General features: G+C 64.0%; 18 protein-coding genes. 9 read left to right on the top strand and 9 right to left on the bottom strand.

Translation table 11 applies throughout. The annotated features are described in order from the left end of the window. The first annotated feature begins 208 nt into the window (after nucleotides 1–208). The gene (locus ACZ1JV_RS25315; protein WP_465151026.1) at nucleotides 209–1,618 is read left to right on the top strand and encodes a metal-dependent hydrolase family protein; all 1,410 of its coding nucleotides are present in this window, start codon (nucleotides 209–211) and stop codon (nucleotides 1,616–1,618) included. A 261-nt stretch (nucleotides 1,619–1,879) separates the two neighbouring features. Here the strand turns inward: ACZ1JV_RS25315 and gyrB are convergent, their stop codons facing one another. After that, nucleotides 1,880–4,420: a DNA topoisomerase (ATP-hydrolyzing) subunit B gene (gyrB, locus tag ACZ1JV_RS25310; protein ID WP_465151025.1), complete on the bottom strand. Its 2,541-nt coding sequence runs from the start codon at nucleotides 4,418–4,420 to the stop codon at nucleotides 1,880–1,882. Between the two features lie 504 nt (nucleotides 4,421–4,924). Between gyrB and guaA the strand changes: the two genes are divergently transcribed. Together guaA and ACZ1JV_RS25300 are read left to right on the top strand one after the other, a co-directional pair. After that, nucleotides 4,925–6,508, top strand: coding sequence for a glutamine-hydrolyzing GMP synthase (gene guaA / locus ACZ1JV_RS25305; RefSeq protein WP_465137074.1), 1,584 nt, complete (start codon nucleotides 4,925–4,927; stop codon nucleotides 6,506–6,508). Between the two features lie 274 nt (nucleotides 6,509–6,782). Beyond that, on the top strand, nucleotides 6,783–7,985 hold the full coding sequence (locus tag ACZ1JV_RS25300) for an acyltransferase family protein (protein WP_465151024.1): 1,203 nt from the start codon (nucleotides 6,783–6,785) through the stop codon (nucleotides 7,983–7,985). 22 nt (nucleotides 7,986–8,007) lie between these two features. Here the strand turns inward: ACZ1JV_RS25300 and ACZ1JV_RS25295 are convergent, their stop codons facing one another. Then, complete coding sequence (locus ACZ1JV_RS25295; RefSeq protein ID WP_465151023.1) at nucleotides 8,008–8,499, bottom strand: methylated-DNA--[protein]-cysteine S-methyltransferase; 492 nt, start codon at nucleotides 8,497–8,499, stop codon at nucleotides 8,008–8,010. A gap of 143 nt (nucleotides 8,500–8,642) precedes the next feature. Here ACZ1JV_RS25295 and ACZ1JV_RS25290 point away from each other — a divergent pair, with 143 nt between their 5' ends. Continuing rightward, nucleotides 8,643–9,065: a GNAT family acetyltransferase gene (locus tag ACZ1JV_RS25290; protein ID WP_465151022.1), complete on the top strand. Its 423-nt coding sequence runs from the start codon at nucleotides 8,643–8,645 to the stop codon at nucleotides 9,063–9,065. 77 nt (nucleotides 9,066–9,142) lie between these two features. Here the strand turns inward: ACZ1JV_RS25290 and ACZ1JV_RS25285 are convergent, their stop codons facing one another. The 4 genes from ACZ1JV_RS25285 to ACZ1JV_RS25270 all read right to left on the bottom strand — a co-directional run bounded on the left by ACZ1JV_RS25285 (nucleotide 9,143) and on the right by ACZ1JV_RS25270 (nucleotide 12,167). Beyond that, the gene (locus tag ACZ1JV_RS25285) at nucleotides 9,143–9,565 is read right to left on the bottom strand and encodes a hypothetical protein (RefSeq protein WP_465151021.1); all 423 of its coding nucleotides are present in this window, start codon (nucleotides 9,563–9,565) and stop codon (nucleotides 9,143–9,145) included. Between the two features lie 117 nt (nucleotides 9,566–9,682). Next, nucleotides 9,683–11,101: a metalloprotease TldD gene (gene tldD, locus ACZ1JV_RS25280; protein WP_465151020.1), complete on the bottom strand. Its 1,419-nt coding sequence runs from the start codon at nucleotides 11,099–11,101 to the stop codon at nucleotides 9,683–9,685. Nucleotides 11,102–11,183: 82 nt separating this feature from the next. After that, complete coding sequence (locus tag ACZ1JV_RS25275; protein ID WP_465151019.1) at nucleotides 11,184–11,396, bottom strand: zinc-finger domain-containing protein; 213 nt, start codon at nucleotides 11,394–11,396, stop codon at nucleotides 11,184–11,186. A 201-nt stretch (nucleotides 11,397–11,597) separates the two neighbouring features. After that, the gene (locus ACZ1JV_RS25270; RefSeq protein WP_465151018.1) at nucleotides 11,598–12,167 is read right to left on the bottom strand and encodes an FMN-dependent NADH-azoreductase; all 570 of its coding nucleotides are present in this window, start codon (nucleotides 12,165–12,167) and stop codon (nucleotides 11,598–11,600) included. Between the two features lie 129 nt (nucleotides 12,168–12,296). On the opposite strand from ACZ1JV_RS25270, the gene ACZ1JV_RS25265 reads away from it, so the two are divergent. Further along, on the top strand, nucleotides 12,297–12,722 hold the full coding sequence (locus ACZ1JV_RS25265; RefSeq protein ID WP_465151017.1) for a winged helix-turn-helix transcriptional regulator: 426 nt from the start codon (nucleotides 12,297–12,299) through the stop codon (nucleotides 12,720–12,722). A gap of 134 nt (nucleotides 12,723–12,856) precedes the next feature. Here the strand turns inward: ACZ1JV_RS25265 and ACZ1JV_RS25260 are convergent, their stop codons facing one another. Beyond that, a complete protein-coding gene (locus ACZ1JV_RS25260; RefSeq protein ID WP_465151016.1) occupies nucleotides 12,857–14,122 on the bottom strand; it encodes a cytochrome P450 in 1,266 nt (421 codons plus the stop codon). Between the two features lie 166 nt (nucleotides 14,123–14,288). Here ACZ1JV_RS25260 and ACZ1JV_RS25255 point away from each other — a divergent pair, with 166 nt between their 5' ends. Then, nucleotides 14,289–15,239, top strand: coding sequence for an ABC transporter ATP-binding protein (locus ACZ1JV_RS25255; RefSeq protein WP_465152652.1), 951 nt, complete (start codon nucleotides 14,289–14,291; stop codon nucleotides 15,237–15,239). Nucleotides 15,240–15,347: 108 nt separating this feature from the next. Next, nucleotides 15,348–16,949 carry an L-aspartate oxidase gene (gene nadB / locus ACZ1JV_RS25250; RefSeq protein ID WP_465151015.1) on the top strand — a complete coding sequence of 534 codons (1,602 nt, stop codon included), beginning with the start codon at nucleotides 15,348–15,350 and terminating at the stop codon, nucleotides 16,947–16,949. 384 nt (nucleotides 16,950–17,333) lie between these two features. Here the strand turns inward: nadB and ACZ1JV_RS25245 are convergent, their stop codons facing one another. Then, the gene (locus ACZ1JV_RS25245; RefSeq protein WP_465137084.1) at nucleotides 17,334–17,579 is read right to left on the bottom strand and encodes a GlsB/YeaQ/YmgE family stress response membrane protein; all 246 of its coding nucleotides are present in this window, start codon (nucleotides 17,577–17,579) and stop codon (nucleotides 17,334–17,336) included. 905 nt (nucleotides 17,580–18,484) lie between these two features. Between ACZ1JV_RS25245 and ACZ1JV_RS25240 the strand changes: the two genes are divergently transcribed. Together ACZ1JV_RS25240 and ACZ1JV_RS25235 are read left to right on the top strand one after the other, a co-directional pair. After that, complete coding sequence (locus ACZ1JV_RS25240; protein ID WP_465152651.1) at nucleotides 18,485–20,404, top strand: ribonucleoside-diphosphate reductase subunit alpha; 1,920 nt, start codon at nucleotides 18,485–18,487, stop codon at nucleotides 20,402–20,404. A gap of 372 nt (nucleotides 20,405–20,776) precedes the next feature. Further along, complete coding sequence (locus ACZ1JV_RS25235; RefSeq protein ID WP_465151014.1) at nucleotides 20,777–21,928, top strand: glycerophosphodiester phosphodiesterase; 1,152 nt, start codon at nucleotides 20,777–20,779, stop codon at nucleotides 21,926–21,928. A gap of 200 nt (nucleotides 21,929–22,128) precedes the next feature. On the opposite strand, the gene ACZ1JV_RS25230 is transcribed toward ACZ1JV_RS25235, so the two are convergent. Continuing rightward, nucleotides 22,129–23,643 (bottom strand): alginate export family protein, encoded by a 1,515-nt coding sequence (locus ACZ1JV_RS25230; protein WP_465151013.1) that lies wholly within the window; start codon nucleotides 23,641–23,643, stop codon nucleotides 22,129–22,131. Nucleotides 23,644–23,666 lie beyond the last annotated feature (23 nt).

Below are 23,666 nucleotides of genomic sequence, written 5' to 3'. Positions count from 1 at the left end.
GATGCCTGGAGTAACCTTCGTCGAATTTGTTCGAATTCTGCCGAAATAGCTAACCCGACAAAATCCGGGCGACTCGTGGCATCTACCAATGTCAGGTGTGTATCACTGATAAACCATGACTGAAAGCATGTTGCTGATATCTATCGTTACGATCTGCCGTGGTGTATTTGCTTTGGAAAATAAGTACGGTCGATCAGGAGTGGCTGCGATGATTGTAATGCATCCTTCGTTTCCTGCCTTTCATCGCCGGCCCTATACCCTCTTGCGCAAGGTCGTGGCGGCGCTGGCGCTGGCGCTGGCCGCCGGGCCCGTGGGTCTGGCGCCAGCGATTCAGGCGCAGCAAGTTCCCGCCGATGGCGCCGATACGATCCTGATCCAGAACGTACGTATCTTCGACGGCAAGCACGCCACGCTTTCGCCGCCGTCCAGCGTGCTGATCCGGGGCGACGTGATCGAGCGCATTTCGACCGGCGCGATCGCCGAGGCGACGGCGACCCAGGTGATCGACGGCGGCGGACGGACGCTGATGCCGGGGCTTATCGATGCGCACTGGCATTCGATGTTCGTGCGGCCGACCCCGCAGCAATTGCTCACCAGCGATATCGGCTATACCACCCTGCAGGCCGAAGCGGAGGCGACGGCCGCGCTGCTGCGCGGGTTCACCACCGTGCGCGACATGGGCGGTCCGGCCTTTTCGCTGAAGCGGGCGATCGACGAAGGGCTGGTCGACGGGCCGCGCATTTATCCATCCGGCGCGATGATCACGATCACCGGCGGCCACGGCGATTTCCGCCAGCTGAGCGAACTGCCGCGCCGGCCGGGGACGCTCAGCCATATCGAGGAATTGGGCGGCGCCGCGATTGTGGACGGTCCGGATGAAGTGCGGATGCGCACGCGCGAACAACTGATGCAGGGTGGCAGCCAGGTGAAGCTGACCGCCGGCGGCGGCGTTGCCTCACCGTTCAGCCCGCTGGACGTTTCCACTTTTACCGAGGCGGAGCTTCAGGCGGCGGTCGAGGCCGCGGACAATTGGGGCACTTATGTTGCCGTCCATGCTTATACGCCGGCGGCGATCCAGCGCGCGATCAAGATGGGCGTGAAGTGCATCGAGCATGGCCACCTGATGGACGAGGCGACGGCCAAGATGATTGCCGACCACGGCGTCTGGCTGAGCACGCAGCCGTTCGTCGACATGTCGCTCGGCGCCGCGATGGGGCCGGACGAGCAGGCGAAGCTGAAGCAAGTGGTGGACGGGACGGACCGGATGTACCGGCTGGTCCGCAAGTACCACATCAAGACCGCCTTCGGGACCGACATCCTGTTCTCGTCGCTGCTGGCCAGCCGCCAGGGCAATTCGATCGTCGATCTGACGCGGTGGTTCACCCCGGCGGAGGCGCTGATCATGGCGACATCGACGAATGGCGAACTGCTGCGGCTGTCGGGGCTGAGGAACCCCTATCCCCGCAATCTCGGCGTCGTCGAGCAGGGGGCCTACGCCGATCTGATCGTGGTGGATGGCAACCCGCTGGAAGACATCAAGCTGGTGGCCGATCCTGGCAAGACCTTCATGGTCATCATCAAGGACGGCAAGGTCTACAAGGACACGCTGAAGTCCTGAGAGTCCGTTTGAAAAATGCCCGCAGGGGCATTTTTGAGGCGGCACCGGCCCTCTCCCCCACCCTACCACCCGCAGGATACTACCGATGGGTGGTAGGCCCCCTCAGCGAAAAGGTCCCCCGGACCTTTTCGTGTTCTTCGGAACGGGAGAGGGCCGGTGCCGCAAAATTCGCATTTCGCGAATTTTCAAACGGTCTCTGAACGCAAAACGGGGCCGCGCGATCGATGTCGCGCGGCCCCGCTTGATTCGCAAATCGCCGGATCAGATGTCGAGATTGGCGACGTTCAGCGCGTTGTCCTGAATGAATTCGCGGCGCGGTTCCACCACGTCGCCCATCAGGCGGGTGAAGATCTCGTCGGTAACGTCCGCGTCCTCGACCTTCACTTGCAGCAATGCGCGGTTTTCCGGATCCAGCGTGGTTTCCCAAAGCTGTTCGGCATTCATCTCGCCCAGACCCTTGTAGCGCTGGATCGACAGGCCCTTGCGGCCCACCGCCAGCACCGCTTCCAGAAGCTGTGCCGGGCGCGTGATCACGTCCGCGCCGACGATCGGGCGGGTGGCGGCCTCGTCCTCGACATCCGCAGCTTCGGCTTCGGCCACGGCGCTGGCGCGGGTGAGGCGGGCGGAGCCGGAATAAACGTCGGCATTCTCGGCCGCGAGGCGGGCGAGCTTGCGTGCCTCGGCGCTGGCCAGGAACGTGCCTTCGATCTTGTGATGGTCGGTCACGCCGCGCCACACGCGCTCGATCTCAAGGTTGCCTTCATCGGTCAGGCGGGCGGACCACTTGGCTTCCGGATCGCCGCGATCGAGCCACTGCGCGGTGCGTTCCAGCGCGGCGGTGCGGTCTGCGGGCGACAGGTCGGGCTCGAACGCACCGGACAGCGCCAGTGCTTCGATGATCGTCGGATCGAAGCGGCGGGGGACGAAGCCCATCAGGTTGCGGAAGCGGATCGCGTGATCGACCAGCGCTTCAAGGTCGCTGCCCATGCGCGCACCGCCCGAAGTTTCCAGCACGCGGCCGGAAAGCCCGGCTTCGACCAGATAGCGGTCGAGCGCGGCATTGTCCTTCAGGTAGACTTCGCTGCGGCCCTTGGCGACCTTGTAGAGCGGCGGCTGCGCGATGAAGAGGTGCCCGGCGCGGATGATTTCCGGCATCTGGCGATGGAAGAACGTCAGCAGCAGCGTGCGGATGTGCGCGCCGTCGACGTCTGCGTCGGTCATGATGACGACCTTGTGGTAACGCAGCTTTTCCAGATTGAAGTCGTCGCGGATGCCCGTGCCCATGGCCTGGATCAGCGTGCCCACTTCCTTGGACGAGATGATGCGATCGAACCGTGCACGCTCGACGTTCAGGATCTTGCCCTTCAGCGGAAGGATCGCCTGCGTCTTGCGGTCACGTCCGGACTTGGCCGAGCCGCCTGCAGAGTCACCCTCGACCAGGAACAGTTCGGACTTGGCGGGATCGCGTTCCTGGCAGTCGGCCAGCTTGCCGGGCAGCGAGGCGATGTCCATCGCGCCCTTGCGGCGGGTCAGTTCGCGGGCGCGGCGCGCGGCTTCGCGGGCGGCGGCAGCGTCGATCACCTTCATGACGATGGTCTTGGCGGTGGCGGGATTTTCCTCCAGCCAATCGGTCATCTTCTCGCTCATCAGCGCTTCCAGCGGCTGGCGCACTTCGGAGCTGACCAGTTTGTCCTTGGTCTGCGAGGAGAACTTGGGATCGGGCAGCTTGACCGAGACGATCGCGGTCAGGCCCTCACGCATGTCGTCGCCCGAGAGGGAGACCTTTTCCTTCTTCAGCAGGCCCGAACGCTCGGCATAGCCGTTCAGTGTGCGCGTCAGCGCGGCGCGGAATGCGGCAAGGTGGGTGCCGCCGTCACGCTGCGGGATGTTGTTGGTGAAGCACAGCACGTTCTCGTAATAGGAATCGTTCCATTCGAGCGCGACTTCCATGCCGATGCCGTCCTTGTCCGCCGCAATGGCGATCGGTTCGGGCATCAGGGGCTGCTTGTTGCGGTCAAGGAACTGCACGAAGGCGCCGATGCCGCCTTCGTAATAGAGGTCGTGCTCCTTCGGCTCCTCATGGCGCTTGTCGCGCAGCAGGATGCGCACGCCGGAATTGAGGAACGCCAGTTCGCGGTAGCGGTGTTCCAGCTTGTCGAAATCGAACTCGGTGACGTTCTTGAACGTCTCGGTCGAGGCGAGGAAGGTCACGCGGGTGCCCTTCTTGAAGCCATTGTCGTCCGGGTTCTGGTCCACCTTCGGCGCATCGCCGACGATCTTCAGCGGCGCCACGGCATCGCCGTTGGCGAACTTCATCCAGTGCTCCTTACCGTCGCGCCAGATGGTCAGTTCCAGCCACTCGGACAGGGCGTTCACTACCGAGACGCCCACGCCGTGGAGGCCGCCGGAAACCTTGTAGGCATTGTCGTCCGAGGTGTTCTCGAACTTACCGCCGGCGTGGAGCTGGGTCATGATGACCTCTGCCGCCGATACGCCTTCCTCCGGGTGGAGGCCGGTGGGAATGCCGCGGCCGTTGTCCTCAACCGAGACGGAGCCGTCCGGGTTGAGTTCGATCAGCACCAGATCGCAGTGGCCTGCCAGCGCCTCGTCGATCGCGTTGTCCGACACTTCGAACACCATGTGGTGCAGGCCCGAACCGTCGTCGGTATCGCCGATGTACATGCCCGGGCGCTTGCGAACCGCGTCGAGGCCCTTGAGGACCTTGATCGAATCCGCGCCGTAGCTGTTCTGGTTCTTGCCGTTGTCGGCGGTGCCGGGAGTGCTGTCGTCGGTGCTAGCCATGGCGAGGATATAGGGATTGAGGGTCGGAAACCCAAGCAAAACCGGCGCTATGCCCGTGCTTTTCCACAAGACTGGGGCGGGCGTGCGGCGTGTGTCGCGGGAACTGCGTCCAGGCGAGGCGCATAACGCAAGAAAGGGCGGCCCCTTGCGGAGCCGCCCTTTGCCATATGGGGGTCGTCCAATGCCGGGAGGGGAAGCATTGGACTTCTGCCGCGACGCACACACCCTGCGCGGAGCGGCAGCGGCGAACGCCGGGGGAGGCATTCGCGAAATGGCTATTTCCTGCAAACTTAGCTTTTTTTGGCTTATGCTGACCGGGCGGTCACGACGCCCTGCCATGGGACGCTAATTACAGCGGTGCGGAATTTTTGCAAATCACAAAGAAACAAAATTACGTGAATATTTTGCAACTAACGCCATCTTGTCAGCGCCGAATCCAGCCGGCCGCCCCCAAACCCGCCGCCTGCACTGGACACCTGCGACATGTCGCTATAGTGGCCGGCCATGACTGACCAGACTCCCTCATCGAATCCGGGGCAGGGCTCCGACTCCATCCTGATCGTCGATTTCGGCAGCCAGGTTACCCAGCTTATCGCTCGCCGCGTGCGCGAGGCAGGCGTCTATTCTGAAATCGCCCCGTTCAATGCCGCGAAGGAAGCCTTCGCCCGCATGAAGCCGGCCGGCGTGATCCTTTCCGGTTCGCCCGCTTCGGTGCTGGACGAGAACGGCCCGCGCATTCCCGACGAAATCCTCGAAAGCGGCCTGCCCATGCTGGGCATCTGCTATGGCCAGCAGTCGCTGATGCACCAGCTTGGCGGCGAAGTGCTGCTGGGCGACACCGGCGAATTCGGCCGTGCCTTCATCGAGATCGGTGACGATTGCGCGCTGTTCGACGGCCTTTGGGCCAAGGGTGAGCGCCATCAGGTGTGGATGAGCCACGGCGACAAGGTGACCAGCCTTGCCCCCGGCTTCCGCCCGGTCGCTTCCAGCGAAGGCGCACCTTTCGCGGTGATCGCCAATGATGAGAAGCGCATCTACGCGATGCAGTTCCACCCCGAAGTCGTGCACACGCCCGACGGCGGCAAGCTGCTGAAGAACTTCGTCCGTCACGTCTGCGGCCTGGCCGGCGACTGGACCATGGCGGAGTTCCGCAAGACCAAGATCGAGGAAATCCGCGCGCAGGTCGGCGACAAGCGCGTGATCTGCGGTCTTTCGGGCGGCGTCGATTCGGCGGTTGCAGCCCTGCTGATCCACGAAGCGATCGGCGACCAGCTGACCTGCGTCTTCGTCGACGGCGGCGTGCTGCGCATGGGCGAGGCCGAGCAGGTCGTCAGCCTGTTCCGCGGCCACTACAACATCCCGCTGGTCCACGTCGACGCATCGACGCTGTTCCTCAAGGGTCTTGAAGGCGTCACCGACCCCGAGGCCAAGCGCAAGTTCATCGGTAAGACCTTCATCGACGTCTTTGAGGACGAAGCGAAGAAGATCGGCGGCGCGCAGTTCCTGGCGCAGGGCACGCTCTATCCGGACGTGATCGAATCGGTCTCGTTCACCGGCGGTCCTTCGGTGACGATCAAGAGCCACCACAACGTCGGCGGCCTGCCCGAGCGCATGAACATGAAGCTGGTCGAGCCGCTGCGCGAACTGTTCAAGGACGAAGTCCGCGTGCTCGGCCGCGAGCTCGGCCTGCCCGAGATCTTCGTGGGCCGCCACCCGTTCCCCGGACCGGGCCTGGCGATCCGCATCCCCGGCGAAGTGACGCGCGAACGCTGCGACATCCTGCGCAAGGCCGATGCGATCTACCTTGAAGAAATCCGCAATGCCGGGCTCTACGACGCGATCTGGCAGGCCTTCGCGGTGCTGCTGCCGGTGAAGACCGTGGGCGTGATGGGCGACGGCCGCACTTATGACAGCGTCTGCGCGCTGCGCGCGGTGACCTCGACCGACGGCATGACTGCGGACATCTATCCCTTCGATGCCGGCTTCCTGTCGCGCGTGGCGACCCGTATCATCAACGAGGTGAAGGGCATCAACCGCGTGGTCTACGACTACACTTCGAAGCCGCCCGGCACGATCGAGTGGGAATGATTTGGCGTCTGGCACCTGACTGGTAGCCAAGCGCAAGCAAACGAAAGAGCCCGCAGCGATGCGGGCTCTTTTCTGTTTGGGCCGGCGAAGTTCGCGCCGCTGCGAAATTGGTGCGCGTTTTATCTCCCCGTTTTGCACAATTGCTCTGGCCTGACGGGATCATACACTTTCGATGCCCCGGGGTATGGCCGCTGGCGCGCCGAACGGATGCGGGCGGGGCGCGGCACGGGGTGAGGCGCGGTTCGTGGCAACCTATCGGTGAGGCAATCCCAGGATGGGCACTTCTTTCATGAACGGGATTATGAAGGCGGTGCACTGGCCGACGCTTGGCAGGCGGAAGGTGGAACTGGATTTCCTGCGCGGGATTGCCATCCTGCTGGCCTGCGGGTGGCATTTCAATCAAACCCTTACCGGCATCGCGCCGCTGGACTGGCTGCTGGCGCCCGGGCGAACGATGGGATGGGCCGGCGTCGATCTCTTTTTCGTGCTCAGCGGGTTTCTGATCGGCGGCCTGCTGTTCTCGGAATTCGAAAGTGAGGGTGGTTTTCAGCCCGGCCGCTTTCTGATCCGCCGCGCGTTCAAGATCTGGCCAGTGCTCTATTCCTTTATCCTGCTGCAATTGCTCATAAGGCAGCACCCCTGGCAAAGTTATTTCTTCCAGTGCCTGTTCCACGTGCAGAACTATTTCCCCACGCCGCTGTCTCCCCTGTGGAGTCTGGCCGTGGAAGAGCAGTTCTATCTGGCATTCGCCGTTCTTTATGCCGGAGTGATTGTTTTTGCCGGTAGTATTCGCCCGATGCCGTGGCTTCTAGCAGGATTGATGGTGATCGTGCTGTTGGCGCGCAGCATCGCGGTGATCGAGCATGTTAAAAACGATGCGATGATGCAGACGCAGTATCGCATAGATGCACTGTCATGCGGTGTAGCGCTTCGCTATATTCATATTTTCCACAAAGGCCTGTTCGAAAGAATTGCCTCTTATAAAATTCCGCTGGCTCTGTTCTGGATAGCCGGTGCCTATATCATATCGGTTAGTAATCCGCAGGGCGATTTCATGCATTCGATAGGCTTCACGATGGTCTATCTGACGGCGGCATCCTTCATCGTCTTCTGTTACGATATGCCCTTATCGATTTCCCGCTCCGTTTTCGTGCGCGGGCTGGCCTATATCGGGCTGTTTTCCTACGCGATCTATGTGGTTCAATATGCCGCGGTGAGGCCATCGGCGGTATTGGCGGATCGATTGCACCTCGCGGGAACCTCCGCCGCGCTGTTCAAGCTGGCGATGACTTATAGCGGCGCTTTTGTTGCAGGGGTCATCGTGACGATAGCGGTGGAGCGCCCGATGTTGAGCCTGCGCAGCTACCTGTTTCCGCAGCACGGTCTGCGCGCCCGGCAGCCGGACTTGTTTACGGAAGCGATGCCGGTGCCCACCGCGGCCGATCGTCATCTCGCGCCCGTGGAGAGCGCCGGATGAGCGACGCCCAGGCGGCGTTTTATCAGAGCAAGAGTTTGGGGCCTTCGAGCTTCAGCAGGAAGGCCTTGGCCTCCAGCCCGCCGGCGAAGCCGGTCAGCGCGCCGCTGGCGCCGACCACGCGATGGCACGGCGCGATGATCGAAACCGGATTGCGCCCGTTGGCGGCACCGACCGCGCGGCTGGCCGTGGGCCGGCCGACGATCTGGGCGATCTGGCTATAGCTGCGCGTCTCGCCGAACGGGATCGTCAGCAGGGCGTTCCAGACGCTTTTCTGAAAATCGGTGCCGCGAAAATCGATCGGTATGTCGAATTTCGTCCGTCCCCCTTCGAAGTATTCGTCCAGTTGGGTGGAGGCGCGTCGAAGCGTCGGATGGCTCGCATCGTCGACAAGATCGGCCAGTCGCACACGGGCGGGATCGTCGTCTTCCCAAAGGACCGCGACCAGTCCGGCATTGCTGGCCACCAGCGTCAGCGTGCCTACCGGCGATGGCGTTTGGGAGCGGAACAGCGGCATCGGCAATCTCCAGGGACGGACCGGCGTTAGATAGTCCGGCGGCGGGCAACGGAAAGCCCTTCCGTCAATTATGTCGGGATTTCCTTGCCCTGGAAAATGCCACCGGCAACTTGAGCGGCGGTCTATCCGGAGAAGCAGCGCAAATGGCAGTGAATATAGTCGAAGCCCAGGGCGCCGATCGCGCCGAAGTGATCGCGCTCTGGCAGTCTGCCGGCCTGACGCGGCCGTGGAACGAGCCTTCGGCGGACTACGACCTCGCCCTCGCGCGGCGGGACCGAAGCACGATTCTCTGCGCCCGCAGCGCAGGGGTTCTTGTGGGCACGGTAATGGTAGGCTTCGACGGCCATCGCGGGTGGGTCTATTACCTGGGCGTGAGAGACGAGTGGCGCGGGCAGGGTGTCGCCCGCGCCCTGATGGGGGCTTGCGAAGAGTGGCTGGCCGCGCGCGGTTGCCCCAAGATCCAGTTGATGGTGCGCGGCGACAATCGGGTGGCGCTCGGTTTCTACGATGCCATCGGGTACGAGGTGCAGGATGTCGTCACGCTGGGCCGTCGCTTGGACGGATAGCCGGGGCAATGCAGAAGGCGACCGAAGCGCGAGGTTCCGGCCGCCTTCATCGGGGAAGCTGATCCCGGTTCGGGGGACTAGTTTCCGGGGGAAGCCTGCTGCTTCACGCGCGTATAGGGCACAAAGTCCTGCAGGCCGACAAAGCCGTTCCACATGCGCGTGCTGCGGTCATGCAGCTGGATCGTGTCCAGCCGGCAGAGCTGGCTGGAATAGAGCTTGGTGACGAGAATGCTGTCCGAATCCAGCTTGTCCGCATTGGTCGGCCGGTTGACGTAAAGTGTGCCGCCAATCCGGTAGACGATCGCGGTCTTGTCGACCACTTGCGTATCGTTCGACTGGTTGAGCGGGATGCAGTTTACCGGCTTGCCCGCCTCGCGCCCGTCGAGGATCTTGGCGAGTTGCTGCTCGCCCGTCAGCTTCGGTTTGGCGGAAACGGCGGCGGGGGTGGCGATGATGCTGGTCGCGATCAGCGCGGCAGCGACGACACGGTGGTATGGCATTGTCTTACCTTCCAGAAAGCCCGCCCTTGCCAGAACATTGGCATGGCGAGGCTTAACCCGCAATGACCGTCGCACGTGTGGGGCGCTTCGCCGTCGTCGCGTCAGTCAGGCACCGGCTCAGGCGGTACCGCCAACGGTGATGCCTTCCACCAGCAGGGTGGGTTGGCCGACGCCGGCGGGAACGCTCTGCCCGCCCTTGCCGCAGACGCCGACGCCGCGATCGAGTTCGAGGTCGTTGCCGATGCCGGTCACGCGCGTCAGCACCGTCGGACCGTCACCGATCAGCGTGGCGCCCTTGATCGGCGCGCCCAACTTGCCGTTCTCCACCTTGTAGGCCTCGTTGCACGAGAACACGAACTTGCCCGAGACGATGTCCACCTGGCCGCCGCCCATGGACTTCACGAAAATGCCGTTCTTCACGCGGGCCAGCAGTTCGGCGGGATCGTCGTTGCCGGCCTTCATGAAGGTGTTGGTCATGCGCACCTGCGGGGCATAGGCGTAGTTTTCGCGCCGGCCGTTGCCGGTCGATTTCACGCCCATCAGCCGCGCGTTCATGCGGTCCTGCATGTAACCCTTCAGGATGCCGTCCTCGATCAGCACGGTCTCCTGCGTGGGCGTGCCTTCGTCGTCGATGGAGAGCGACCCGCGCCGGTCGGAGATCGAACCATCGTCGATCACCGTCACGCCGGCGGCGGCAACGCGCTCGCCGATGCGGCCGGAGAAGGCGGAAGTGCCCTTGCGGTTGAAATCGCCTTCCAGCCCGTGGCCTACCGCTTCGTGCAGGATCACGCCGGGCCAGCCGGGCGCGATCAGCACGGTCATTTCGCCGGCAGGGGCATCCACGCTTTCCAGGTTCACCAGCGCCTGTGACAGCGCGGTGTCGATGGCGTTGTTCCAGTTCGCCGGATCGAACAGCGTATCGTAAAGGTGGCGGCCGCCCATGCCGAACGAGCCGGTTTCGCGCCGCCCGTTGCTTTCCGCGACGATCGAGACGGAAAGGCGCACCAGCGGGCGCACGTCGGTGGCGATGAAGCCGTCCGGCCGCACGATTTCCACCACCGACCATTGCCCGGTCAGGCTGGCGCTGACTTGCGAGACGCGCGGGTCGCGCGCGCGGGCGGCGGCGTCGATCTGCTCCAGCAGGCGTACCTTGTCCTCGAACGGAACGAGGTCGAGCGGGGAGGCATCGGTGTAGAGATGGCGGTTGCTGCGCAGCGGCGGCGCGGGGCGGATGCCGGTGGCGGGATCGAGCAGCTGCAGCGTCTCGCCCGCGCGGCGGATGGCGGTGCTGGAAATCTCGTTGGCGTGGGCGAAGCCGGTCATCTCGCCAGTCACGCCGCGCAGGCCGAAGCCGGCATCGCGCGAATAGTCGGCGGTTTTCAGGCGGCCGTCGTCGAAGCCGAACGCCTCGGTGGCGATGAACTGCATGTAGAGTTCGCCGTCCTCGCAGCGCTGCAAGGTCTCGCGGGCGAGGGCCTGGGCCTCCTCGGGCGAAAGCTGGCGATAGAGGAGCGAGCGCGGATCGGGGCTGGTCATGCCCACGGATATAGGGTGGCGATCCGCGGTATCAAACGAATAACGGGCCGGGTCGTTGGACCCGGCACGATAGGAAAACCGATCAGGCCGCCTGTTGGTCGGCCGGGCCGCCCTTCAGGACGAAGTGGCGGTCGCAATAACCGCAATCGACATAGCCCTTCTCGTCGATCTCCAGCCACACGCGCGGGTGGCCGAGAGCGGCAGCCTTGTAGGTGCCGTTCGAGCGGATGTCGGTGGCCCCGTCGCAGGAAACGCGGTGGGAATCGGTGATGACGGTTTCGGGCTGCGTGCTCATGGATCGGCCGATTACCAAGCCTTCAGAGGAATTTCCAGCGGGCAAATTTGTTTGAAATCCGCCGTGGGCGGATTTTGCGGCACCGGCCCTCTCCCTCACCCAACTACCCATAGGGTACTATCGTCGGGTGGTTGGGTGGGGAAGAGGGCCGGTGCCGCATTCCAAATGCGCTTTCGCGCATTTGGAATGAAACGCGCAATATCAGGCGGGAACAATCAGCGAGCCGGCTTCGGCGAGCGCGTCGGCCAAGGCCTTTTCGCGCACTTCCGGACCGATGGCGATGCCTTCGGCGAGCACGAAGATCGGATCGGTGATGCCGATGAAGCCAAGCACTGCGCGCAGGTAGCTTTCGGCGTGCTCGACGGCGGCGCCGGGCTGGCCTTCACCGTAGTAGCCGCCGCGCGACAGGGCGACGTAGACCTTCTTGCCGCCGGCCAGACCCTGCGGGCCTTCGGCGGTGTACTGGAAGGTCTTGCCGGCCACGAGCACGCGGTCGAACCATGCCTTGAGCTGGCTGGGGATGGTGAAGTTGTACATGCCGGCGCCGATCACGATCACGTCGGCGGCCAGGAATTCGGCGAGTTCGGGCGTGCCGGCCGGGTTGCCGAGGACGTCGAGCGTCAGGTGCGGCAGGGCTTCGGCAGCAAGGTCGCGGTAGCTGACTTCAAGCGAGGGATCGGCCTGAGTCAGGTTGCCGACGATGGCGGCCGAAACGGCGCGGCTGACCGAGTTTTCGCCGAGGATGCTGGAATCGAGGTGGAGAAGCTTCATGGGGGGTGTGCCTTCAGTTGGGAGTGGGTGGTCTGGAAAAATGCCGGTCTAGAAAAATGACTGGGTATAGCTATGTTGCACTGCGACGCCCGCCAAGAGCGCATTTTTTCAGGACCAGGTAACGTGAACATGACTACCCTAGAACTTGCCCCTGAGATCGCAGACGCACCGCAGCCCGCGCCTGTCGTCGAAGTCGTTCACTCCGCCAGCAGCTGCCGCATGGTCGGCGACATTCTGGCGCGCGTGGGTGATAAGTGGTCGATGCTCGTCGTCATGACGCTGCTGGAAGGCAACCGCCATTTCAACGAGTTGAAGCGCGGGATCGAAGGCATTTCGCAGCAGATGCTCTCTCGCACGCTGCGCGCGCTGGAGCGCGATGGGCTGGTGGTGCGGACGGTCCACGCCAGTGTTCCGGTGCGGGTCGAGTATTCGCTCAGCGATCTTGGCCGTTCGCTGGCGGAGCCGGTGAAGGCCCTGGGGGCCTGGGCCGTTACCAATCGTGTGTCGATCGAGGCGAGCCGTTCGATCTATGACAGCCGCAGCGACGGGGTTTGAGGGGAAAACCTCTCACCCCAGATAGCCGTCATCCCCGCGAAGGCGGGGATCCCGCTTGTTCCTGATGCGTAGCGCGAAGAAAGCGGGGCCCCCGCCTGCGCGGGGGCGACGGAGTTTGTTTGGAAGAGGGGGCGTCACTCCACCTTCAGATGCAGGTCCGCCAGTCCGCGAATGATGTAGCTGGGCTCATAGGCGATCCTCCGCGCGTCGGCCGGGCCGTGATATGCCTCGTCCAAGGTTATCGCGCGCGTCGCCGCCAACAGGCATTCGAGCAGCACCGCCACTTCCGCCCGCGCCAGCTGCGCGCCGGCGCAAGTATGCGCGCCGCGCCCGAAGGCCAGATGCTCCTTGATGCGCGGCCGGCCGATCACGAAGTCCGTGGGGTTCTCCCATCGGCGCGGGTCGCGGTTGGCGGCGGAGAGCGAGATGACCAGCCGCTGGCCGGCCGGCACCTCCACATCGCCGATCTTCGTCTTGCGCGCGGCGATGCGGAAGGTGGCCTTGGTGGAACCTTCGATGCGCAGCACTTCCTCCAGGAACGGGCCGATCTTCGACGGATCTTCGCGTAGCATCTGTTGCATCGGCTGATCCTCGGCAAGACGGCGCAGGGCGTTGCCGATCAGCTTGGCGCTGGTGTCCTGCCCGGCGGCGAAGAGGAACATGGCGGACTTCACCACTTCCATTGCGTCCGGCGTGGAACCGTCGGGATAAGTCGCCATGGCCATCTCGGTCATCACGTCGTCCTGCGGCTGGGTGCGGCGTTCGGCGACGTAGCGCGCGAAATAGCCGGCCATGGCGAGCAGCGGATGGATCGACTGGCCATCATCGCCCGCGTCCATGTTGCCCGGCGGCGGCGCGGCATCGATCAGGGCGCGGAAGGCTTCGCGGTCCTCGGCCGGCACGCCGAGCAGGTCGGCGATGACCATGGTCACGAAGGGCGTCGCCACTTCGCCCACCAGTTCGCAGCCACCCCGTTCGACGATGCCGCGCACCATGTCCTGCGCATAGCTGCGCATGAAGGCGGCGTTTGCCTTCAGGCGCGACGGCACGAACAGCGGATTGAGCAGTGCGCGGGCCGCGGCGTGGCGGTCTCCGTCGTAGGAGACGAGCAGTTCCATCTCGGTGCTGGGATGGCTGGCGAGCTGCTCCGAAATGTCGTCGCTCTCCACCGCGAAGGGCAGCGGCGTCAGCGGATCGGGATTGAGCCAGGACGAGAAATCGCGGGCATTGAGCAGCACGTCGAGCGATTCCTGAAAACCCGTGACCAGCAGGATGTCCCGCCCCGGCATCGGGCAGACCGGACCCTGCGCGCGCAGCCGCTCGAAATAATCGTAGGGATCCAGAAGCACCGCGTGATCGGTGAAATAGTCGTGTTCCGTGTTCAGCGTTGCCGTGGCCATGGCTGCTCTCCCGCCAGAGGCAGGTCGGACTCGCCTGCCTTTTATGATCTATAATGGATCGTATTTGTTCAGCGGAGCACCGTCAATCGGTCAATTGTTGCGCAATCGTACGGCAGCGACGCCGCGCGCCCTTTACTGGCAGGCGATCCTGTCCCACATGCGGCGCATGACCAGCACCACTTCCGCCGCCATCTCCATCCGCGACCTCAAGAAGCGTTACGCCCCGGCGGGCAGCGGAGAGGGCAAGCTGGCGCTGAAGGGCGTGTCGTTCGATGTGCCCGAAGGCGGCATCTTCGGCCTGCTGGGCCCCAATGGCGCGGGCAAGTCCACGCTGATCAACATCATGGCCGGTCTGGTGCGCAAGACCTCCGGCTCGATCGATATCTGGGGCTTCGATATCGACAAGCACCAGCGCAATGCCAAGCGCTCGATCGGGATCGTGCCGCAGGAAATCGTCTTCGATCCGTTCTTCACGCCGTATGAAGTGTTGGAGAATCAGGCGGGCCTCTACGGCGTCGCCAAGGCCCTGCGCCGCAGTGAAGACCTGCTGCGCGCCGTCCACCTGATGGATAAGCGCGATGCCTATGCCCGCACCCTGTCGGGCGGCATGAAGCGCCGTCTGCTGATCGCCAAGGCGCTGGTCCACCAGCCGCCCGTGCTGGTGCTGGACGAGCCGACCGCAGGCGTCGACGTGGAACTGCGCCGCCAGCTGTGGGAACTGGTCACCGAACTGAACCGCGAAGGCGCGACGATCGTGCTGACCACGCACTACCTCGAAGAAGCCGAGGAACTGTGCGACCGCATCGCCATCATCAATCATGGCGAACTGATCGCCAACAAGCCCACGCGCGAACTGGTGGGCATGGCGCGCGAGAAGATCCTGGTCCTGACGCTGGACCGCGACATGGGCGAACTTCCCAACCATCCGGGCTTCGTGAAGTGCGAGAAGGATGGCGAGCGCGTGCTGCACATTACCTATGACAAGGACCGCGCCAATGCGGGTGAGATTCTCTCGGCCGTGCAGGCCCAGGGCTTCTCCATTGTCGACGTGACCACGCGCGAGGCGGACCTTGAGGACGTGTTCGTCAGCCTGACGAGTTCCGCGCAGGCCGCCTGATCCGAAGCCAGATCTCAAGGTTGTGCTGCACTGCAACATGATTGCGGGGCAAGCACGAATGCAAAGCTAATTATTGCGCAGTCTGCATAGTCTCGGCATGGAGCCGGCATGACTACGGATTCTGTCGCTGCGCCCGCTCATGACGTCATCGTCGTCGGTTCCGGTGCCGCCGGCCTTACGGCCGCGCTGGCGCTGGCCGAAAAGCTGAAGGTGCTCGTGCTCGCCAAGGGCAGCCTGACCGGCGGGTCCACCGCCTGGGCGCAGGGCGGCATTGCCGCCGTGCTCGACGCCGGCGACACGTTCGAGGAGCATATTCACGACACCATGATCGCCGGCGCGGGTCTGAACCGCAGCGAGACGGTGGAGTTCGTGATCGAGCGCGCGCCGCACGCGATCGAGCGGCTGGTGGAACTGGGCGTGCCGTTCAACATGGACGGCAACGAACTGCACCTGACGCGCGAGGGCGGCCACTCGCACCGCCGCATCGTCCATGTGGCGGACGCCACCGGCTGGGCGGTGCAGAGCGCGCTGCTGAAGGCGGCCGAAGCCAATCCCAACATCACCCTGCTGCCCGGCCAGTCGTGCATCGACCTGATCACCGGGCGGCATGAATTGCGCTATTCGGGATCGGGCCGCGTCTGGGGCGTCTATGCGCTGGACGAGAATACCGGCCGGGTGGAGGCGCATACCGCGCGCGCCACGATCCTGGCCACCGGTGGCGCGGGCCGCGTCTATCAGTTCTCCACCGCGCCGCGCGGGGCGACCGGGGACGGCATCGCCATGGCCTGGCGTGCGGGCGCGCGCGTCTCCAACATGGAGATGATGCAGTTCCACCCGACCTGCCTCTACAATCTGGACGTCAAGAACTTCCTCATTACCGAGGCGGTGCGTGGCGAGGGCGGCCGCCTGATCAATCCGCGCACCGGCAAGCGCTTCATGGAATACTACGATCCGGAGCGGCTGGAACTGGCCCCGCGCGACATCGTTGCCCGCGCCATCGACTCGGAGATCAAGCGCTTCGGCCTCGATTTCGTCCACCTCGACATCAGCCACCAGCCCGAAGCGTTCGTGAAGGAGCACTTCCCGAACATCTACGAAAAGCTGCTGGGCCTGGGCATCGACATGACGAAGGAGCCGATCCCGGTCGTGCCCGCGCAGCACTATACCTGCGGCGGCGTGCTGATTGATCTGGACGGCAAGACCGACCTGCCGGGGCTCTATGCGGCGGGCGAATGCACTGAAAGCGGCTTGCACGGGGCCAATCGCCTTGCCTCCAACTCGCTGCTGGAATGCTTCGTCTTCGGCGAATCCTGCGCGGCGCACATCCTCGACCACTGGGACGCTTTCGATGCGCCGCCGCCGGTGCGCCAGTGGGACGAAAGCCGCGTGACCGACTCCGACGAGGAAGTCGTGATCAAGCAGAACTGGACCGAGATCCGCCGCTTCATGTGGAACTACGTCGGCATTGTGCGCACCACCAAGCGGCTGGAACGCGCCATGCACCGCATCCAGATGCTGAACGGTGAGGTGGAGGAATACTACCGCCACTTCCGCGTCTCGACCGACCTGATCGAGTTGCGCAACCTGCTTCAGACCGCCGAGCTGATCGTGCGCTCCGCCCTGCACCGGCATGAGAGCCGGGGGCTGCACTTCACGCTGGACTATCCGGTGACGGAGCCGGAGCCGCACGACACCGTGCTGGTGCCCTGAAGGGGGGCTCGCCAGCGGAAGTCCGCACCCTGCCAAGTCCGCACCCTGCCAAGTCTGTCCCAACCAAGTTCGTCATCCCCGCGAAGGCGGGGATCCCGCTTGTTCTGGGGGCGTGGCGCGAAGGCAGCGGGGCCCCCGCCTTCGCGGGGGCGACGAGGTGGTGAATATGAGCCACGCCCTTAGGGTCGACCGCTCTGCCGGGCAGGTTTCTCTTGCCCCTTAAGGGCGTACCAAACCACCCTCTTCGTCATTGCGAGCGTAGCGAAGCAATCCAGAGGTGGCGTAAACCGCACTGGATTGCTTCGCTACGCTAGCAATGACGACTTGTGAGGAAGGGAAGGGCAGGGCGAAAGCGCGCCTGAACGCCCCCCGCGCCTTGCAGCCTCACATCCCGATATGCAGCGCGCGGCCGATGAAGATCAGCGCCATCGCGCCCAGCACCGAGGCGAGGCAGCCCGCGCGCTGAAAGCCCGGATCGCCGCGCGTGGTGATCAGTCCGGCGGCGAAGGAACCGCCGATGCCCAGCAGGATCGTGGCGATCCAGCTCATATCCACGAAACCGGGATAGAGCCAACGCGCCAGCACGCCGATGATGAAGCCGCTGATGATGGCGCCGATCAGGTTGATCATGGAATTGAATGTCCTTGAGAATCGCAGGGTTGGCGACGCCTAGAAGCATCCAATGACGAGGTGGTTGCAAGTGGGGAATCGGCAAAGCGCGGATCGAGCCTGTCGAATACCCCGCCGCAAACGTTGCAATGGGTTGAGCCGCTTTGGCGGATCGATACGGGGAAAACGGCATCCAAGTCCTAGACAGATGGGAAAAGCGGTCTTTCGGCATGCTCATTTCACCGCAAATGCGATTCGGTTCGTCGCCGTTTTATGTGGAAAAATTTTTGTGCCGGGGGATCAGATAGGCCCTTGCGCCCAAGCCCGATGAAGGACTTCCCACGCGTCGCGGCAGGTGCCGCGATGTAAACCCCCGCCATGCGATTGACCTTCGGGCAGGGCACCCCCACTTGCGTTGGAAACCAGAAAGGGCACTATGGGTTGTGGCGCGTCGGTCGCGGGGCATCTAAACCTAGGTATTGTCGTTTTCAGGCTGTGGGGGCTGGGCGGAAACGATTCCAGGTTGGATTGCCGGGCTTCTCGAACAGGGCGCCGGGGTCGGTCAGGGAATTTTGTTCTCTTTTTGTGCCGTCCGTGCTAGCCGGGTCGATCCTTCGTCCCGGCGACTCGCGCGGATGGCCGGTCGGCCCTGAAGCTATGTTGTGAAGGCGCCGTGTGGCGCTTCGATGACGCCGATTTAAGCAACGGGGGCAAACGTGGATTTCAGGAACGGAAGCGACGCTGAAGTGAACAGCTCCGATGTAATTGATGATGGTCAGGTTGAAATGCCCGGCTTTGAAACGAGCCGCAGCAATGCCCCGAAGGCGCCCGCAAAGGCGCCCCAGAAGGCAATGCCAAAAGCACTTGGGCCAAAAGCACTTGGTCCGAAGCAGGAAAAGGAGGCGGGCGTGAGCCCGGCAATCGCCATGGACAAGACCGATACCGCTTCGGCCGCGCTGGTGGCTGACGCTCTCGCCGCGGCTGCCTTGGCCGCCGCCGTCGAAGCACCGAAACCGCGCGTGACCGATTCGAAGACGATCAACGATCGCCGCTTCACCGTCGTTACCGACGATGCACGCGATGCGCTGCTGACCGACTTCGGCAAGGAAACGCTGGACGACCGCTACCTGCTGCCGGGTGAAAAGTATCAGGACCTCTTCGCGCGCGTGGCCGATGCCTATGCGGACGATCAGGACCACGCCCAGCGCCTGTACGACTATATCTCGAAGCTGTGGTTCATGCCCGCCACGCCCGTTCTTTCGAACGGCGGCACCGGCCGCGGCCTACCCATCTCGTGCTACCTGAACTCGGTGGACGACAGCCTTGAGGGCATCGTTTCCACCTGGAACGAGAACGTCTGGCTCGCCTCGCGCGGCGGCGGCATCGGCACTTACTGGGGCAACGTGCGCGGCATCGGTGAGCCGGTGGGCCTCAACGGCAAGACCAGCGGCATCATTCCTTTCGTGCGCGTGATGGATTCGCTGACTCTCGCGATCTCGCAGGGGTCGCTGCGCCGCGGTTCGGCCGCCTGCTACCTCGACGTCTCGCACCCGGAAATCGAGGAATTCCTCGAAATCCGTAAGACTTCGGGCGACTTCAACCGCAAGGCGCTGAACCTGCACCACGGCGTGCTGCTGACCGACGAGTTCATGGAAGCCGTTCGTGACGGCAAGGACTTCGAGCTCAAGAGCCCGAAGGACGGTTCGGTGCGCGGCACCGTCCACGCCCGCTCGCTGTTCCAAAAGCTGGTCGAGGTTCGCCTGGCCACCGGTGAGCCCTATCTGGTGTTCTCCGACACCGTGAACCGCACGATGCCCAAGCATCACCGGGATCTGGGCCTCAAGGTCTCCACCTCGAACCTCTGCTCGGAAATCACGCTGCCCACCGGCCGCGACCATCTGGGTAACGACCGCACCGCCGTGTGCTGCCTCTCCTCGCTCAACCTGGAAACCTGGGAAGAGTGGAAGGGCGAAAAGCGCTTCGTGGAAGACGTGCTGCGCTTTCTCGACAACGTGCTGCAGGACTACATCGACCGCGCGCCGGACGAGATGGCCCGCGCCCGCTACTCCGCCGCGCGTGAGCGTTCGGTCGGCATGGGCGTCATGGGCTTCCACTCGTACCTCCAGAAGCGCGGCATCGCCTTCGAAAGCGCGATGGCCAAGGCGCTGAACATGCAGATGTTCCAGCACATCGCCGCCAAGGCGGACGAAGCCTCGCTGCTGCTCGCCAACGAGCGCGGCCCGTGCCCGGACGCCGCCGAAATGGGCGTGATGCAGCGCTTCAGCTGCAAGATGGCGATCGCGCCCACCGCGTCGATCTCGATCATCTGCGGCGGCACTTCGGCCTGCATCGAGCCGATCCCGGCGAACATCTACACGCACAAGACGCTCTCGGGCAGCTTCGTGGTGAAGAACCCGTACCTGGAGAAGCTGCTGGCCTCGAAGTCGAAGGATTCCACCAACGTGTGGAACTCGATCCTCGAACACGGCGGCTCGGTCCAGCAGCTCGACTTCCTCTCGCCGGAGGAAAAGGCGATCTTCAAGACCAGCTTCGAAATCGACCAGCGCTGGCTGCTCGAATTCGCGGCGGACCGCACGCCCTACATCGATCAGGCCCAGTCGCTGAACCTGTTCATCCCGGCGGACGTGGACAAGTGGGACCTGATGATGCTGCACTTCCAGGCCTGGGAGAAGGGCATCAAGTCGCTCTACTACCTGCGCTCGAAGTCGGTGCAGCGCGCGGGCTTCGCAGGCTCGGGCGGCGTCGAGGCGGACAATACGCCCGAAGCGCCCAAGTTCGAGATCGGCGAGACGACCGACTACGACGAATGCCTTGCTTGCCAGTAAAGGCAGGCTGACAGGATCACCGAGAGACGGCTCTCCGGCCTTGTGCCGGGGGGCCGTTTTCTTTTGCCCTGAACCCGCCCAAGGCCCTACCCGTCATCCCCGCGAAGGCGGGGATGACGCTTGTTTTTGCGGGCGCGGCGGAAGGAAGCGGAGCCCCCGCCTGCGCGAGGGCGACGAGGTGATTTGGGCTGCGTGAGGTGTTTCGGCCGGCGGTGATTATATGGCTGACAGAGATGGGCGCCGATGGGGCTTTGACCACAAGCTGTCATTCTCCGGGCCTAGCGACAGGCCCAAGGCCATGTCTCTGGTTATCCTTGTGAAAATGAGGTGAAACCGCGCATGACCGGTCTACGCCCGCCAAGGATACCCTCGATGATCGACAGCCGCCTATCCCGCCGTTCGCTTGTAGGTGCCGGATTGGGCGCCGGGTTGGGTCTTGGACTGGCGGCGGGCATCGCGCCCGGCGTGCTGGCGGCTCCGGCAAAGGCGCGCCCGGCGCGGCCGGCCAAGCCGCTGGTGATCGGGCATCGCGGTTGCTCGGCGTTGCGGCCGGAGCATACGCTCGGTTCCTATGCCAAGGCGATTGCCGATGGGGCGGACTTCATCGAGCCCGATCTGGTCAGCACCAAGGATGGCGTGCTGATCGCCCGGCATGAGAACAACATTGCCGAGACCACCGACGTTTCCGCCCACCCGGCGTTCGCGTCGCGCAAGACGACCAAGACCGTCGATGGCGAGCAGATGACCGGGTGGTTCACCGAAGACTTCACGCTGGCCGAGATCAAGAGCCTGCGCGCGAAGGAGCGGCTGGGCGCGCTACGCCCGGAAAGCCGCTCCTATGACGGCAAGTTCCAGGTCGTGACCTTCGAGGAAATTGCAGACTTCGTCGCCGCCGAATCTGCCGCGCGCGGGCGGGTGATCGGGGTGATCCCGGAACTGAAGCACTCGACCTACTTCGCCGCGGCGGGCCTGCCGCTGGAGCAGCGCTTTCTCGATCGGCTGCACGCCAGCGCCTATCTGCAGAGCGCGCCGGTGATTGTGCAGAGCTTCGAGATCGCCAACCTGAAGTGGCTGCGCGCGCGGCTGGAGGGCCTCGCCAATGTCCAGCTTCTGCAACTGACGATGCCGGGCACGATGAAACCGGCCGATGTCGTGGCGAAAGGATCGGGCCCGACCTTCGATGAGATGCACAGCGATGCGGGTCTGGCCGAGATGGCGACTTATGCCGACTGGATCTCGCCCTACAACATGGCGCTGCTGGGCCGGGACAAGGATGGGAAGCTGCTGGCGCAGGGCACCGGTCTGGTCGAGCGTGCCCATGCGGCGGGCCTGCTGGTTTCGACCTGGACGTTCCGGCCGGAGAACTATTTCCTGCCGACAGACTTGCGCGATGGTGGCGGGCAGGGTGCGCGCAATCCGGCGGGCAGTATCGCCGAAATCCGCCGCTATCTGGCACTGGGGATCGACTCGTTCTTCACGGATGATCCGGCGATCGGTCGTCAGGCCGTGGACGGGCGGGCCTGATACCAAGACTTCCGGGGGGCAGCAGTTCTCCACACCCGCTCATGTTGAGCTTGTCGAAGCTGGGGGAACCTCGCACCACGTTTCAGGGGGCTTCGACAAGCTCAGCCTGAGCGGGAGGAGCGCTTGCCTCGCCTAAGCCCATCGAAAAACAGGAAAAGGCAGGGAAGCCGTGCTCCCCTGCCTTCTTTCTTGAGTTTCCCTCAGAACTTGTAGTTCGCCATCAGGCCGAAGTAGTTGCCGTTCTTGCCGCCGTTTTCCTGGAAGGAATCGCTGGCGGTGAAGTAGGTTTCCCAAAGCCGGAAGGCCAGCCGGTCGGTGACCTGCCACGATGCTTCGAGGTTGAGATCGGTGCCGATCCGGCGGCTGCCCTCGTAAGGGGCGAAGCTCGATCCCGAGGGGCCGATGTAGACGCCGTCGCCCTCGCGCGCGCGCCACAGGAAGTCCGGCCCGGCCATGACGGTGATCGCCGGGGTCGGCTTCACGGTGACCGAGGGGTAGAGGTCCATCAGGTTGGAGAAGCTGAAGAACGCGGCCTCGCTGATCAGCGGCAGGCGGGCGGCGGCGGGGACGAAGGTGCCCACTTTGCCATCGGTCAGGTCCTTGTCGCCGCTGAAGTAGTTGGCGCGCAGGCCCAGGCGGGGCTTCATCAGGGCGTCGCCGAAGGTGTAGCCGCCTTCGAACATGGTGCCGAACGCCTTGATGTCCTTGTCGATGAACGTGCCGCTCTGATAGGTGCTCTCAAGGTCGAGGTCCCAGTGGGGCCCGCGCTTCCACAGGCGGCCGCCCCAGCTGTTGCGATCGTCCTTGCCGACGCCGGCGGCCAGCGTCGCGCGGTCGCGCTCCATCTCGTACCAATAGATGTCGGTGCCGAAGCCGGCGATGCGGTTGGGTGCGCTGATGTAGACGCCGTGGAAGTCCTGCGCGTGGTTCGGGCCATCGTCGAATGTGCCGGGATCGATCTGGATCGGCTTCACCGCGAAGACGTCTACCGAGACCTTGCCCGGCAGGATGTAGGTGGCGCGCACGCCCTGATAGGTGAAGCGCATGTTCAGGCCTTCGCGCACGCCCACCAGCTTGCCGTTGCCCAGCGGCATTTCGAAGCGGCCGGGGCGGAAGGTGACCTTGCCCGCCTTGCCCAGCGGCACCGTCACGTCGACGAAGGCCTGATAGATGTCCACCTTGTCGCGGTTGGGCACGGTGGCGAACTGCTCGCCATATTCGCGGTTATCGCCCAGTTCCAGATAGGCGCGCAGGTTCGGGCCGACATGCAGATCCGCCAGCAGGCGCAGGCGCGACTGGACCGGATCGTTGTTGTCGTTTGGCTTCAGACCGAGCGAGGAGTGGTGCCAGTCGGTGTAGTAGACACGCGCCTCGCCGCCGAGCGTCAGGTAGACGTCGTCATTGGCGATGGGGATGTGCTTGATCTTTTCCAGCAGCGGGGCGTCGGCGTCAGGCTTCTTCGACCAGTCCTCGGTCCAGCGGATCGCCTGCGGCTGATTGGCCGGGCCGGGGCGGCCGCCAGGCATGGCTTCGGCGGGGCGAGCCTGCGACTTGGCGGGGCGGATGCCGGGAGGGGCCTGCGTGGAAAGGGTGCCGGCCTCGTCGGTCTTGCTGGTGTCCGGCGGGACGGACTGGGCAAGGGCGGGCTGGAAGGCGAACAGGGCCGCAGCGGCAGTACCGCAGGCAAGCAGATTGAAGGCGCTGGGGGTGCGCATGGAAATTCCTCTCTGGAGCGTCT

This window comes from Novosphingobium sp. BL-S-19 (assembly GCF_055521675.1).
This window is presented reverse-complemented; position numbering and strand designations above follow the sequence as displayed.